Consider the following 14,023-nt stretch of genomic DNA (forward strand, 5'->3'; position numbering starts at 1 on the left):
GCTATCTGAATTTGCCCGCTGCCGGCACAGCCCGCTTAAAGGCCCACGCCTCGATTTTTTTGATCTGTTCTGCCATGGTAACGGAAAGTGGAACCGTTTGGCTGATCATGACCATCAGGTCCTGTTGGGTCATGGGCCGTCTGTCGGCAAGCGCTTCGAAAACCGCCGAATTGACGGCCTGCTCAATCTCCGCGCCAGAGAATCCGCGGGTGGAGCCGGCCAGGAGCGGGATGTCGAAAGAGGCCGGCTCAACCTGCCGCTTCGTCAGATGAATACGAAAGATCTGTTCCCGGGCAGCAACCTCAGGTAAGCCAACATAGAATATTTCGTCAAAGCGTCCTTTGCGCAGTACCTCGGCCGGGAGCATTTCAATGGCATTCGCCGTGGCGGCCACAAACACCGGCTCGCGTTTCTCCTGCATCCACGTCAGAAAGGTCCCCAGCACCCGGGACGCCGCACCGCCTTCGGACTTGAAACCGTGGGTCGTAATGCCGGATTCTATTTCATCGATCCAGAGCACACAGGGCGCCACAGCCCCCGCCGTATCGAACGCCTGGCGTAAACTCGCCTCCGGTGTGCCGAACAGGCCGCCGTAGACCGTCGACATGTCGAGCCGAATCAGGGGAAGATGCCACTCGGCCGCGATCGACTTGACGAACAGCGATTTGCCGCAGCCCGCAATCCCCATGACCAGCACTCCCCGGGGAAGCCCAACCCCTGCCGATATGCCGTCCAATCCAAAGGCGCAGGTGCGCCGTTCCAGCCAGTGTTTGAGGTTTTCCATCCCCCCGAGCTGGTTGCATCCGACGACATCCGTAACAAGTTCCATAATGCCGCTCTGCTGAATGATCCGCCGCTTATTTTCCAGAAGGGCCGCAACGGGATTAGTGCCGCCCGCCACTTCATCCAGACGCAGCAAACGCACCGACCTTTCAAGGTCGACGAGATCAAGCCCCCTGGCAGCGACCGCCAGCCGTTCGAACAACGTGGGGTCCTCTTGGCACGCTTTGGCAAATGACGGTTCCCGATTCAGCATATACTTCAGAAAATCCTGGATCTCCCCAATCCCGGGAAGCCCTTGGGTCACCATGATGCAATCTTCCCGGAGGACGTGGGGAACCCACTCCTCATCCCCCAGGATGACCGCCACCTTGCCCTTGCCGCTCGAAGCGGAGGCGAGGTCCTTGAATTTCCTGACCAACAGCGGGTTGTCCCGCCACAGCCGGTGGACATCCTTCATGATCATCATAAAGGGACCGGGGTGGGCAATGGCAAAATCGAGGGCCTTGAGCGGGTCTGCCGTATCCGGGACAACAGCCCCTTCCCGGCTCAAACCAGTCGTACAGGTCCAGACAATGGGGGGCCCCATTCCCTTGAGCCGTGCGGCGACCTGGTTTAACAGCCTTTCGCTGCGCTGTTCGTTGTCGGTAATCACGTAAAACAGGACCGTGCCGACACTGATCAGGCGCACCATCTGTTGTTGCGTCAGATTTTCCATGTTTGCTTTCCCCGAAAGGCCCGGACCGGCCATCCCTGTGATAATTTTCGCACGCCTTTTCAGACGTGCGTGCCACTGGATCACTATATCTATTTATAACCTACATTTTCAAGCGGGTCCGATAGATTTCGCTCAATGCCTTGCCATGGCAATCCAGACCATGCAACTGTTCTGCCATTTCCCGCCCAAGCCTGCCCAGGCGCGCCCGTTCATCCCTGTTCCGCAGCAACCAGTTCATTTTAACGGCCAAGTCGCTGGAATCGCCATATATTGCATAGACGCCGGCGTCCCCAAGCAACTCACGGTTCACAGGCATGTCAAAGGCTACGATCGGCAGTCCGCAGGCCATATAGTCGAGCAGTTTACCATTGGACCCGAGCAGGGAAATCTTGGGGGATACGGCTATGTCACCTGCGGAGAGGTAGAACGGGGCCTTCTCGTAGTCGATTCTGCCGGTAAAGATTATCATCCGCTCGATACCGAGTTCCACGGCTTTGGCACGATATTCCTCTTCGGGGGCTCCCATGATCAGAAAACGGATCGGACTGCCCTTTGACCTGAGCAGGACAATGGAGGAGAGCAGGGCATCAATCCCCTGATTGCGATCCAGCGTGCCGAGATACACCACCAGCGGTACGCCAGGGGGGAGACGCAGCTTGTTGCGCACCTCCTCACGCCCGTAGGGGCGGAACAGGGCTGTATCGACTCCGTCCACCAGGGATGCGACCATTTTTTGGTCAGCCCCCCACGGGCCAACAAGGTCTCGGGCCGCGGAAACCGAGCTGGTTACGATAAGATCGGCGGATCGCATGTTGATGCGCCGTTCCAGCCAGGAATTGAAGCGGTGCAGCAAGGACCCCTCCTTGATAAAGCCCTGCTCGATCATCTCGCCGGTAAGACTTCCCTGATATTCAAACACGAGGGGAATGCCCAACCGCTTTTTAAGCCGTCCGCCAATCCAGGCGCCTTCGTGCCCATAGGCATGGATCAGGTGCGGCCTGAATGCTCGGGCGAACTTGAGCGCCTGATAGGACATAAGGATGTCGAAATACGGTTTATGCCAGGAAGGATGTACTGACAATTGTTTCAGCCATGGGACACGGGGCATCCTGATGGTTGCAACGCCCGGCATCTCGCGCCCAAGGTGGCAGGTGAAAATCCGGACATTGTGACCACAGCGTATAAGGGCTTTTGCCTCTTCGTAGGCCCTCACATCACATCCCCGGTCGGAAAAATAGGGGGTTGGAACGAGCAGCATGATCCTCAGCCTTCTTTCAAGCACAACAGATCATCTCCTTTGGCGCATTTGTCGTTTTCCTCAAGGTCACCGGCCGACCGAAACGCAACAAGCACATAAACCAAGCACAACAATATATATGCAGGTTATAACGTCAAGAGCGTGAAGCAAATATGCAAATTTCGAGAAAATCAGGATAGCTGCCCCGGGATACTCCGCGCGCCCTATTTTCCCCAGTAAGGAAGCGCGCCGGGCAAGCGAAGTCGCCACGAATCGGCAGGACCCGGCAAGGAACCATTGTGGCTCAAAAAGGGCCGACGCAGACTAGCTCGAGAACACACACAATAAAGGGTATAACCAATGTTATCCCCATAACGTCGGTTATACAGCCCTACTCATGCGCAGTAACGGATGTTTCCCTACCAATCCCCGCCCGCGGCATAACCCAAGTTATACCCTTTCAACGACAACAAAAGAGCATAAAACAATGTTTAGTGTTCAATTTCAATCATTTGAGCATATGGGGCAACTTGGTATTCAGCTTGCTGATATAGTTTTATATTGCGCAACAACAGACGACAAGCTGAACCAAATCCGGTTTAAATAAGCAAATGAAAGGGATGTGTATGAAAACGAAGAGGTTTTATCAGCATCTGTACGTCCAAGTGCTTACGGCGATTGCCATCGGTGTTGTCCTCGGCAACTTCTACCCGGAGACCGGCGTTGCCATGAAACCGTTCGGGGACGGCTTCATCAAGCTGATCAAGATGATCATCACCCCGGTGATCTTCTGTACGGTCGTCACCGGCATTGCCGGCATGGAGGACATGAAAAAGGTGGGCCGGGTCGGAGCCAAGGCGCTGATCTACTTCGAGGTGCTCACCACGCTGGCCCTCGCCATCGGCCTTATCGTGGTGAACGTCATCCGGCCGGGCGATGGTTTCAACGCCGACGTGACCAAGCTCGATACGAAAGCTCTCGCCGCCTTTACCACCCAGGCAAAATCCCATTCCACGGTCGATTTTCTGCTCAACATCATCCCGTCGAGCGTGGTTGACGCCTTTGCCAAAGGGGACATCCTGCAGGTGCTTGTCTTTGCCATCCTGTTCGGCTTCGCCCTGTCGGCCCTCGGCGAAAAGGGCAAGGCTGTTTACCGGCTGATCGACCAGCTTTCCCAGGCGCTCTTCGGGATCGTCAACATCATCATGAAGTTCGCCCCTATCGGGGCCTTTGGCGCCATGGCCTTCACCATCGGCAAGTTCGGGGTTGGCTCTCTTTCAAAGCTGGGCCTGCTGATGGCGAGTTTCTACCTTACCTGCCTGCTCTTCGTCCTGCTGGTCCTCGGGCCGATAGGCAAATTCTGCGGCTTCAACGTCTTCAAGTTCATTCGCTATATCCGTGAGGAACTCCTGATCGTTCTGGGCACCTCGTCCTCCGAATCGGCCCTGCCCCGCCTGATGGTCAAGCTTGAAAACCTGGGCTGCAAGAAATCGGTGGTCGGTCTCGTCGTTCCCACCGGCTACTCCTTCAATCTGGACGGGACGTCGATCTACCTCACCATGGCAGCGCTGTTTGTCGCCCAGGCCACCAACACCCCGCTTACCTGGACCCAGACCTTTACCGTCCTCGCGGTTCTGCTGCTCACCTCCAAAGGTGCTGCCGGGGTCACGGGAAGCGGTTTTGTCACCCTCGCCGCCACCTTCGCAGCCATCCCCACCATCCCCTTGGCTGGTCTGGCCCTGATCCTCGGCATCGACCGTTTCATGTCGGAAGCCCGCGCCCTGACCAACTTCGTCGGTAATGGCGTGGCCACAATCGTTGTCTCCCGCTGGGAAAACGAGCTCGACGTCGAGCGGATGAAGCATGTGCTCAGCAACAATCTGACCGGCACCGAAGAGCCCCACGGGTTTGCCATCCCCGAGACCGAACCGGAGATGATCGCCGATTAGGCCGCCCGCTGCCGTACTGCAAATAGAAAAAGCCCGCTCATGCGGGCTTTTTCTATTTGCGGCCTTTTCTCCCTCTTTTTCTGATCCGACGCGGCTCTATGGGGAGTTCAACGGACGATCGCCGGTAGCCACAATCATTGGGGAGCCAGCGGAGGGTCGGAACCAGTTCCGGCGTCAGCTTCACACAGCTTGGATTGATCTCGAAGCGTCGCTCGAAAATCTTGCAGCGCCTGCTCGTCACATCCAGATAGCGGCACGGCGTCTGGGTATAGAGAATGGTGCCGCGTTCGTCCTCCAGCTTTTCAAAACAGCAGAGGCCGCACTGTTTGCAGAGGCTGTCCCACTGGGCATCGTTGTTGGCGGCATCAATCATGGAGGGCAGGGTAAACCAGGTGCGGGGGATGTGTCAATACAGAGACCCGCTGGCTGAAGTCCCCGGGAGCGATCTGCCGGTCCGTCAAGGCCAGTGCGAAGAATGCATCCGCTCAGAAGCCTGAAAAGTTGCTCATGTACGGATGGCAGCGTTTGCAGTCGTTCATGGGAAAGGCGACCCGCATATGACAGGCGCCGCAGTAGTTACCGAAAATATTCTTGTCCATGGAGAAATCGACGGTGCCCTTTTTCTTGATGTTAAAGATATCCGGGTGGCAACTGGAGCAGTCAAGCTCGCTGAAATGGTCTTCATGGGAGAAGGTCACGTCGCTTCGGGGAGCCGCCGTGCTGAGCTTCATCGGCAGATGCAGTTTTTCCGGGAGCGGCATGGAAGGGGCGGCGAAAGTAAGGGAATTTCTCGGGCTGATCCTGCCGCTCTTGAGCGCGCCGGCCCAATCGATGCCGTTTCCGAAGCCTGCTATGGGCAGCGGGGCGGCAAAGGTCTCGAAAGAGGCCTCCAAGGCCTGGGTATCCTTCATGTGGCATCGGGCGCACAGGGAAGGCTCGCCATCCTGCACCCCGAATGCCGTCACGCCGTCATGGCAGGCTCCGCAGTATTTTCCCGCAGTATATTGGGCGCGGGAGATGCCCGTATCCCCTGCACGCATGCTGAATCCCAGGTCGAGGTGGCAGACGCGGCACGTGTAACGGGCCCGGTGGCTCCAGTGGGCAAACACGACCGGGGCCATCCCGGCCTTTTTGGTCCTGCGGTGCATGACGAGGGTGCCGTACTTCCAAAACGGTCCGTTGGGAGGAATGGTCTTGAGCACATTGCCCAGTTCGCTTCGATCCATCGCCTGGGCGCTTCCCAGGCACGACAACAGTACCACGGCGGCAAGAAACAGAATTGTGCCATTCATCCCTTTTTTCACTCGCACCTCGTCATCAGGGTTTATCGGTTCGATGTCAGCCTATTTCCGCGTCTTTTCACTGTTTTTGGCCTCAAGGACGTAAACATAGAGATCCCTGCACATCTGGAGCCGTTTCGAATATACCTTGCGGACGGTTTCATCCTGTTGCTCGATAACCTTCTGTAAGCGCTCGCATCTCCCGATCAGGGCCTTCAACTCATTATCGGAAAGCGTCATGACGTCCGCGGTCCTTGCACAGGCCTCCTCGAATTCCGTTCGCCACACCTCGTCGCAATACGCCTTTGACAGGCAAACGGACAGGACGAGACATGCCGCAAGAACCATGCGCGCCGCTATTGTTGTACGCATCGCCATATCTCCCGTTATTCCTGGCTACCCGTTATACCGGCTTGGTATGGCAGCGCAGGCAGTCTGTCTGGGGGAATGCCACCTTGTCGTGACAGACGCCGCAATACTTGCCGTCAAAAAGCTCCACCATGGAGTATTTCGAGGTTCCCTTTTTGATGCCTATGAAGATCTCGGGATGGCACAGTTCGCAACCGTTCCAGACCGTGTGTTTTTTGTGGGAGAAGATGATGTCGGGCATCCCTTCGACCTTTGTCTTGAGCGAAAAATCCTGTTGGACCTTGAGCTTCGCCTTCATGATCGAAACCCCCTCAAGTTGGTCAAGCGGCTTGATCAGCCCCTCTTCCTCGGCCTTTTCCCAGTTGATCCCGTTGCCGAACCGCTCCTTCGGCATGGCGTCCGCAAATCGGTAGAACTGTTCTTCCCTGGCCGCATCCCGCTCCAGGGCATGGCACTTCACGCAGCGCTTAAACTCATCCCTGCCGTACTCCTTGGCGCAGGCCTCAAAGACCTTCTTCTTATTCACGCTCATCCTGCCATTGTGGCAGGTGCCGCAATAGTACCCTTTCATGTTGTCCATGGCACGCACCTTGGTCGCGCCGGCGGTCATCCCGAACCCGATATCCACATGGCAGAGGCGGCAGGTGAAATACTGGCGATGCACCCAATGATCGAACACCACCGGAGGCATGCCCGCCTGCTGGGAGTAATTGTTGATGGTAACGCCTCCGAATTCGTAGGGAGGGAGCTTTCTTTTTTTCGTGCCGCTAGCCCAGGCAACACCCACCCCCACGAACAGAACCAGTACTACGAAGAGCGGCCTTCTCATGGTTACCTCCTCAGATGGTAGTATCAACTCGATTTCACACTGAAATTACGGGTTCGTGCCTCCTCGACGCTTCCGCCGATCATGGCGGCGATGGCTTGGTTCGCCAGAACGCGGTTCCCTGTTTCGCCGTTGTACCCGTTGATGCCAACCGGCACGTTTTCCCACGGGGCTCGTGCGGTACATCAACCATTAAACGCCGGGACACTGCTGAGTTCTATCCTGAATTCAGCCCCGTCGTCAACAGTACCTGCCGTGAGCTTGCCGCCCATATTCTGCTCGATAATGACCTTGGACATGCACAAACCGATCCCGGTCCCTTTCCCCGGCTCCTTGGTGGTAAAATAGGGATCGAAGATCTTGGGCAGGATACTGTCGGGGATGCCGCCACCATTGTCGCGGATCGTCACGACGGAACGGCCGTTATCGCCGAACACCCGAATATGGATGCGCGGGGCCGCACCACCGTGGCCGAGCAGGGCATCCTTGGCGTTATTGATGATATTGAGCACCACCTGGGAATATTCATTGTCATACCCCACGGCGCTGACCTCATGGTCCTCTTCCAGGTCGATGGCGATGCCGTTATTTCTCAGACTCGCCCCCACCAGCTCAATGGACTTGGCAACGACCCTATTGAGACTGAAGACCGCCTTATCCTTGCCGGGACGGAAAAAATTGCGGAAGTCGTCGATAGTGCGCGACATATAGAGGATGGCCTCCATCGCCTCCCGGACCTCAAACTCCATGCTTTCCCGGTTAAGATGCCCACTTTTGTAGGAAAGCTGGATATTTTGAATAATACCGCCAACGGCATTGAGCGGCTGCCGCCATTGGTGAGCGATATTGCTGATCATTTCCCCCATGGCTGCCTGACGGTTCTGCTGGACGAGCATCTGGTCCTTGCGGCGCAGTTCGGCTACGGCCTCGGCGACCCGTCGCTCCAGGGAGCGGTTCACCTCTTCCAGTTGATCGTCCCGCAGTTGGATATGCTCCAGCATGGCATTGAAACCGGACATGAGTTCGCCCAACTCGTCATCCGTCTCCCGGACCACCCTGATACTGTAGTCCTTTTTGCGTGATACCCGCTTCATCGCGTCAGAAAGCAACAGCACGGGATCGGAGATCAGCCGCTGCAGGCGTGAAGACAGCCAGTAGATGAGCAGAAACGAGCCGGCCAGGATCACGGCGGTAGAGATAAGCGTCGAGTACAGGTGGTTGATGAAGACGCTCGTATCCGAGAGCAGCACCACGGTGCCGACCTTCTGCCCGTCCCAGACAACCGGTTTCGCGATGCTGAAATATCCGGGCAACCCGAGCAGGCGGTCGGCCTCCGAGCGGATTCGCTGCACGGCGACATGGTTGGCAGCCGGGGGCGCAGAGGCAGCCAGCATTCCGAAGGGGAATTTCTTGGCTACCCCCGTCGCAGACAGATAGCTGGTGAACACGTGATCGGCGCCATCCAGCACATAGGCGGCGCGTATGGAGCTTTTGGCGGAAAGGGCGGCGAGCGTCTCCTGGGCCGCCTTCGAGTCGTTGAACATCAGGGCGGCAGCACTGTTTGTGCCGATGATCTCGGCAAGCGAAGCCAAGTCTTCCTTCTCGGCAGCACGAATGCCATGCGCCTCGCGGATGACGAATGCCAGCGATGCCGCCACCAGGGCAATACCGCAGATCAGCATGATGAGGACCGTCATCTTGCGCCTGATGGAAAGATTTTGTATGGCGGAAAGGAGGCGCTGTTTCATTGTTCCTCTTCCCTGACGATCTTTGCCAATCTCAGAACCCGGGAACTGATCATGAAACCGGACCGTTGGGCCGCTTCCAGGTTAATCTCAAATCGGACCTTTCCCTCCTGAACGACAAACCCGACCACCCCGCCGGCCTTCGCAAACCCGCGCATATCGCCGATCGTCAACACGCCGTGCTGTTGGGCTCTTTCGGCAGCGGCTCGCACCTGGCGACGCTGGGAGTCATTGATCACCAGGATCTGGCAGCCGTCGATCTCCCCGGTTCGGAAGATCTGCCTGACGATTATGGGATGTCCCTTGATGCTTTTCCCCCTGAGGTTTTCTACGGCCTGACCGAACGGCCCAATGCCCAGAGCGCACAGGGCCAGTGGCGTTCCCTCGCCCCCGAGCCCCCCCGCCGGCCACTCGACGAATTTAGCCATGGTGAACACCATGGCCGTCTTGATCTGGTATTCGCTCGGAGGCCCCGACAACGCGTGCGCGGCGGCGGCAAACAGGAAGCTGGAGCCGGCCAGAACAAGCGTGCCGACAATGGCCCCCCAGTCGATCCGGCGGCCACACCGAAACGGCACGTACCGTCCTCCTTTGTGAGCCCAGGGAGGCTGCTGCGGACAAGAGTGCCTCAAAACAGCCATGTGACCATTCCATACATGCTGCGGCCAACGGTTGCAGACTGGGTGCTCAATATCCGCTGCTGGAACTCCAACTGCCGGTCGTGCAGCAAATTCTGGCCGACAAGCGACAACTCGACACCCTTCACCGGCTTCCATGCCAAGCGGACGTCCAGGGTCACATAGCTGCCGACCGCCAGATTAGTGAGCCGGTCCACATAGCGCATCCAGAGGTCAAGCTCCACGTTGCGGGGAAGATCCAAGGAAGAACGGACCGAGAGTTGGTGGCGCGGAGCCTCCCCCTTGGGGTCCCAGGGAACGGTATCGGGATTTGCGCGTTCTTCGACAAATTCAAGGAATGTATAAGCGGTGCGCAGGCGCCACCAGGGGAGCAGATGCGCGTCCACCGCCAACTCGAAACCGCAGGTCTGGGCATTCCCGGAGTTTACGAGATATCCGGGGATAGCCACGTGGGGCGGGTCCGGAGCGGTTTCGAAAAACGGCTGCCCCTGGCTGTGGACATCGAGCCGGTGATAGATGTTGTAAAACGCTGCCGCATCAAAGGCGTAGCCTTCTGCGAGCTGCGCCCGGTATCCCAGTTCATAGGCGATGAGTTCGTCCGCCTTAAGGCGGTTTGAGCCGTTGAATTGAAAAAATACCGGGGGTGTCTGCTGCGAGGCCGGTGTGGGGGCGTACAGGGTAAACCCGTTCTCGCCGCGGGAAGGGGTTCTGATCGCTCGGGAAACGGCCATCCAGACGGAGTTGTGCCTGTCGGGGGTCCACAGCAAACGGGCGGTCGGCTGGACTTCAAAACCGGTATAGTCGTTATGCTCGAACTTGGAACCGAGAATGAGGTGGAGCCTGTCGGTGACCAGCGTGATATCATCCTGCACAAAGGCGCTGTAGAGCCGGTTATCCTGACGGTCGGGGCTGATGAACACATAGGTGGAATTGGCGATGGCGTCATGGGTGAAGCGATAGCCGAGTCCCCAGGTGATGTCATGATCGCTTCCCAGGGGAAAGCGGTTCTGGTAATCCAGGTCCAGGGTGTCGCGTTTTTCGCCGATGACGTAGAGTTCCTGCTCCGACCTGTCGTAGTAGAGTTGCAGTGACATGTCGGAGCGTTCTGAAAACTCCCGCTTCCAGCGCGACAGGATATTGCCGCCGAAAACAGGGGTTACGGTATTGTGCGTACTTGAGTCCGGCAGCATGTTGACGTAGGTTTCGCCTAATCTGCCGTCATAGACGTCCCCCTGCACCGTCAGGGTGTCTCGGCCGGTAGGGTTCGAGTCGAGCCGGAAGCCCCCCCGGATCATGTGCCAACTATCGGTGCCGTCGTTTCCATTGCTGTCCTTGAAATGGTCCCGTTCCAGGTATTTCGTGTACAACCGCAGATCGCTGTGGCTGCCGAGCGCAACCCCGTACCGGGCACTGCCGAAAGCGCGCTCCCTGGTGCCCCCGCCTGCGGATAACAGCCCGCCGGGGGTCTCGTCGGCCTGCTTGGTGATGATGTTGATGACCCCGTTAACCGCATTGGCGCCCCACAGGGCTGCACCGGGGCCCCGTATGACCTCGATGCGATCGATATCTTCCAGCACCGTATCCTGGCGGTCCCAGAACACCCCGGAAAACAAGGGGGTATAGACGACCCGGCCATCGAACAGGACCAGCATCTCGCCGGCAAACCGGCTGTTGAATCCCCGGGACGAGATGGCCCATTTGTTCGAATCGATCCGGGCAACGTCAAGCCCCGGGACCATGCGGAGCGCATCCGCGATGCTGGTCACCCCTGAACGCCTGATATCCTCCTGGGTGATGACGAAGACGGCCGCAGCCGAATCGGCCACCCGTTGTTCCTTTTTGGCGGCAGAGGAAACCTTGAGTTCCATCAGCGCCTCCAGGCTCAAGTCGGTCAGTTCACCCGAGCCGGCCTGGCTTTGGCCGCCCGGTCCGGCCCCCCAGGAGGTTGCGGCGGCAATGGAGAGGACCATGGCGACAAGAACCATACGTCCGATGGCCGTACCGGCATTCGAAACAGTTGGAATCAAATGGGGCCGAATCATAGTTTCATGTCTCCAACCAAAAATATTCAGTCGGCATTGCAGTACCATACAGCATTATTAATCGTTTTTAAATACCACGTTACAATTAATATGCATAGCGTAAACAAAAAGTCGCACGACAGTTTCGGGTGCAAACCGCGAACCGGCCCCCCCCCTGTTTTCATGAATCAGCCCCATTCTCCATCTGTGACTCTGGACCTCGAGGGATCACTCTGATAAGCTTCAGGTAAGCCGGAAAGCGTTTCCCGGCTCACCTTTGACTCGACAGGGAGAATCCCCGTGTGTCTGGCCGTCTTTGCACTGGATTACCATCCCCGCTACCGCCTCATCCTGGCGGCAAACCGGGACGAATTTTATGACCGCCCCACCCTGCCCGCAGCATTCTGGAAAGACTCCCCCCACATCCTGGCAGGACGCGACCTGCTCTGCGGCGGCACGTGGCTCGGCATCACCGCAGACGGTCGCCTGGCCGCGGTCACCAATTTCCGGGATCCGGCCCGCAATCTGGACACGCCCCGATTCTCACGGGGCGCCTTGACCGCCGGCTTCCTGACGGGGACGGCCCCTCCCCGATCATTTTTGGAAACACTGCACGCGAAACGGGCCGACTACAACGGCTTCAATCTGATCGTGGCCGACCGGGAAGAATTCTGGTACTGCTCCAACAGAGGCAACGCCGGCCCCCTGCGTGTTGCGGCGGGCATTCACGGCCTGAGCAACCATCTTCTCGATACCCCCTGGCCCAAGGTGACGACCTCCAAAGACTATCTGGCGTGCCTCATCCGGGACGACCGGGTCTCAACGGAGGAACTGCTGGAATTCCTTTCCGATGCCACCCCTTTCCCCGATCACCTGCTCCCCGACACCGGGGTCGGCCGAGAGCGCGAGCGCATGCTGTCGCCGCGCTTCATAGCCGGCGAGAGCTATGGCACCCGCAGTTCCACCGTCATTCTTGTGGAGCGTGAAGGCGTCATCCGGTTCGTTGAGCGCAGTTATGCCCCTGGCCGCCGGCTTATGCAAACCGTTGAGTTCAGCCTCCCCCCAGGCGACAAGCCGAGTCTCGACGCAGTGTTCTGAGCGCGCCGTTGGAGGGTCTGAAAAACAGAAGAGGCGCATCAAACGATGCGCCTCTTTGTACGTCAAACCTCAGGGTTCCCTTTTCCGGTCACGGCTCCTGGCAGACCCGGAAACCGATGTTGTCGTAGGCGTTGCCGGTTTCCGCAGAACCTCTGCCTGTGATGGACAACTCATTTTTCTGGCTGCGCCACGATCCGCCGCGCACCGAATGACCGGTCCCGGCGCTCGGCCCCTTGGGATTCATCTTGGGGCTGGCGGCATAGTAGTCGGCAGCAAAATAATCCTGCACCCATTCCGCTACGTTGCCGGACATGTCCTGAATGCCGAAACCGTTGGGGGCATATTTTCCCACCGGCGCGGTGCTCCAGTAGCCGTCGTTCTGGGACGGGTCGTTCCATTCGTAGATGCACTTCTTGTCGCAAAAGTTTGCGTAGCGATACAGATCGGCATCATTACTGGTGCCGGCATACTTCTCCTGCTTGCCCCCGCTCCGCGCTGCGAATTCCCATTCAGCCTCGGTGGGAAGCCGGTACTTTTTCCCGCTGCTGCGGGAAAGCCACGTGGTGAAGGCCTGGGCATCGTTCCACGAAACACAGACCACCGGGTCCTTTTTGCTCTGATAGAAGTCGGGATTTTTCCAGCTGGCTGCCGGATTCAGGGTTTCCTTGCCGGCGCTGATCGTGTAGCAGCCGCCGTTCTTCTCCGCATCGGTCACGTAGTTGCTGCTCTCCACAAACCGCTGGAACAACTCCCGGGTAATCTCAACCTTGGAAATACTGAAGGCATTGAGGCAGACTTCGTGGGGAGCGAGGGTATTGACGGAGGGGTCCCCCATCGTATAGCAGGCGCTGGGGATGGAGACGAGCTGCATGTTGAAGGTGGTATCCGTAACCTCCGTGGGGGTAACAACGGCAGGGGCAGGCAGGGCCTTGGCAGCCGGCGCCGGCGTTTCAGCCGGGGCGGCGGCCTTTTTCTGCACATCGGCAGCCCTCTTCAGGGGGACCTCCTGGGCCGTCTTGGCCTTGTCCTGGGGTTTCTTGGCAGCGGGCTTGGGCGCGGGGGGCGCAGACACCGCCTTAACCTCGCCCTTGGTGCCGCCAAAGGGGATGGTCACGCCCAGGGTATATTCGAAGGCGCTGGCATTGGCCACGACGTGCCGCACATCCGCCCGCAGCGCCAGCCGGTCGTACAGGAAGTATTTCACACCGCCGCCATAGTCGATAAAGCCCATCGTCTTTCTCGAAACAAGGGCCGAGGGGCCCGACATGTTGTACCCCCCGAGCCCGGCGGCCACGAACGGCACGAGCTTCTTGTCCGGCATGAAATGGTACAGCCCTTCGACGCCGTACTTGAAAATGGCGA

The 14,023-nt window shown here is 58.1% G+C and carries 12 protein-coding genes; 2 read left to right on the forward strand and 10 right to left on the reverse strand.

The features are described from left to right. Nucleotide 1: 1 nt before the first annotated feature. Both F6V30_RS16085 and F6V30_RS16090 read right to left on the reverse strand, forming a co-directional pair. On the reverse strand, nucleotides 2-1,498 hold the full coding sequence (locus tag F6V30_RS16085) for an AAA family ATPase (RefSeq protein WP_151158117.1): 1,497 nt from the start codon (nucleotides 1,496-1,498) through the stop codon (nucleotides 2-4). A 100-nt stretch (nucleotides 1,499-1,598) separates the two neighbouring features. After that, entirely contained in the window at nucleotides 1,599-2,780 is a 1,182-nt protein-coding gene (locus F6V30_RS16090) for a glycosyltransferase family 4 protein (protein WP_246163575.1), read from the reverse strand. Between the two features lie 581 nt (nucleotides 2,781-3,361). Between F6V30_RS16090 and F6V30_RS16095 the strand changes: the two genes are divergently transcribed. Continuing rightward, the gene (locus F6V30_RS16095) at nucleotides 3,362-4,684 is read left to right on the forward strand and encodes a dicarboxylate/amino acid:cation symporter (RefSeq protein ID WP_151158119.1); all 1,323 of its coding nucleotides are present in this window, start codon (nucleotides 3,362-3,364) and stop codon (nucleotides 4,682-4,684) included. Nucleotides 4,685-4,736: 52 nt separating this feature from the next. Here the strand turns inward: F6V30_RS16095 and F6V30_RS16100 are convergent, their stop codons facing one another. The 7 genes from F6V30_RS16100 to F6V30_RS16130 all read right to left on the reverse strand — a co-directional run bounded on the left by F6V30_RS16100 (nucleotide 4,737) and on the right by F6V30_RS16130 (nucleotide 11,584). After that, the gene (locus F6V30_RS16100; RefSeq protein ID WP_151158121.1) at nucleotides 4,737-5,057 is read right to left on the reverse strand and encodes a YcgN family cysteine cluster protein; all 321 of its coding nucleotides are present in this window, start codon (nucleotides 5,055-5,057) and stop codon (nucleotides 4,737-4,739) included. A gap of 112 nt (nucleotides 5,058-5,169) precedes the next feature. Continuing rightward, nucleotides 5,170-5,976, reverse strand: a complete 807-nt coding sequence (locus F6V30_RS16105) for a c(7)-type cytochrome triheme domain-containing protein (protein ID WP_151158123.1) — start codon at nucleotides 5,974-5,976, stop codon at nucleotides 5,170-5,172. A gap of 51 nt (nucleotides 5,977-6,027) precedes the next feature. Beyond that, nucleotides 6,028-6,336, reverse strand: a complete 309-nt coding sequence (locus tag F6V30_RS16110) for a hypothetical protein (RefSeq protein WP_151158125.1) — start codon at nucleotides 6,334-6,336, stop codon at nucleotides 6,028-6,030. Nucleotides 6,337-6,367: 31 nt separating this feature from the next. Then, entirely contained in the window at nucleotides 6,368-7,162 is a 795-nt protein-coding gene (locus F6V30_RS16115) for a c(7)-type cytochrome triheme domain-containing protein (protein ID WP_151158127.1), read from the reverse strand. 182 nt (nucleotides 7,163-7,344) lie between these two features. Next, nucleotides 7,345-8,907 (reverse strand): ATP-binding protein, encoded by a 1,563-nt coding sequence (locus F6V30_RS16120; protein WP_151158128.1) that lies wholly within the window; start codon nucleotides 8,905-8,907, stop codon nucleotides 7,345-7,347. Beyond that, nucleotides 8,904-9,482, reverse strand: coding sequence for a YfiR family protein (locus tag F6V30_RS16125; RefSeq protein WP_191965743.1), 579 nt, complete (start codon nucleotides 9,480-9,482; stop codon nucleotides 8,904-8,906). Before F6V30_RS16125 ends, F6V30_RS16120 begins: the two co-directional genes overlap by 4 nt. Nucleotides 9,483-9,532: 50 nt before the next feature. Then, on the reverse strand, nucleotides 9,533-11,584 hold the full coding sequence (locus tag F6V30_RS16130; protein ID WP_191965744.1) for a TOL_0244 family TonB-dependent receptor: 2,052 nt from the start codon (nucleotides 11,582-11,584) through the stop codon (nucleotides 9,533-9,535). 279 nt (nucleotides 11,585-11,863) lie between these two features. On the opposite strand from F6V30_RS16130, the gene F6V30_RS16135 reads away from it, so the two are divergent. Further along, entirely contained in the window at nucleotides 11,864-12,661 is a 798-nt protein-coding gene (locus tag F6V30_RS16135) for an NRDE family protein (RefSeq protein ID WP_151158134.1), read from the forward strand. A gap of 88 nt (nucleotides 12,662-12,749) precedes the next feature. On the opposite strand, the gene F6V30_RS16140 is transcribed toward F6V30_RS16135, so the two are convergent. Continuing rightward, nucleotides 12,750-14,023 (reverse strand): SUMF1/EgtB/PvdO family nonheme iron enzyme (locus F6V30_RS16140; protein ID WP_151158136.1); only part of this gene is annotated, 1,274 nt, incomplete at its 5' end.

Origin of the sequence: Oryzomonas sagensis, from assembly GCF_008802355.1 — a bacterium.
Classification (GTDB): domain Bacteria; phylum Desulfobacterota; class Desulfuromonadia; order Geobacterales; family Pseudopelobacteraceae; genus Oryzomonas; species Oryzomonas sagensis.